Raw genomic sequence first — 512 nt, 5'->3', positions numbered from 1 at the left:
CGTGGGCTCCGACAGTCTGACGGATCTGGCAGTCCTCAAAATCAACGCCACGGGCGGCCTGCCCGTTATCCCCATCAACCGTAAGCGGACGCCCCATATCGGCGACGTGGTGCTGGCCATTGGCAACCCCTATAACCTGGGACAAACCATTACCCAGGGGATCATCAGCGCAACCGGGCGTATCGGCCTGAACCCATCCGGACGGCAGAACTTCCTGCAGACGGACGCCTCCATCAACCATGGCAACTCCGGCGGCGCGCTGGTGAATTCGCTGGGCGAACTGATGGGCATCAACACCCTCTCGTTTGATAAGAGCAACGACGGGGAAACACCCGAAGGGATCGGCTTCGCCATCCCGTTCCAGCTCGCCAACAAGATTATGGATAAGCTGATTCGCGACGGACGCGTGATCCGCGGCTACATTGGTATTGGCGGGCGTGAGATTGCTCCGGTGCATTCTCAGGGTGGCGGAATCGATCAGATCCAGGGGATTGTAGTGAACGAAGTGACCC

The 512-nt window shown here is 59.4% G+C and carries 1 protein-coding gene; it reads left to right on the top strand.

The window, feature by feature from the left end:
• Positions 1-512 (top strand): trypsin-like peptidase domain-containing protein (locus C3418_RS23995; RefSeq protein WP_146054173.1); only part of this gene is annotated, 512 nt, incomplete at both ends.

Origin of the sequence: Aeromonas sp. ASNIH8, assembly GCF_002919855.1 — a bacterium.
In the GTDB taxonomy this organism is placed as follows: Bacteria; Pseudomonadota; Gammaproteobacteria; order Enterobacterales; family Aeromonadaceae; genus Aeromonas; species Aeromonas caviae.
This window is presented reverse-complemented; position numbering and strand designations above follow the sequence as displayed.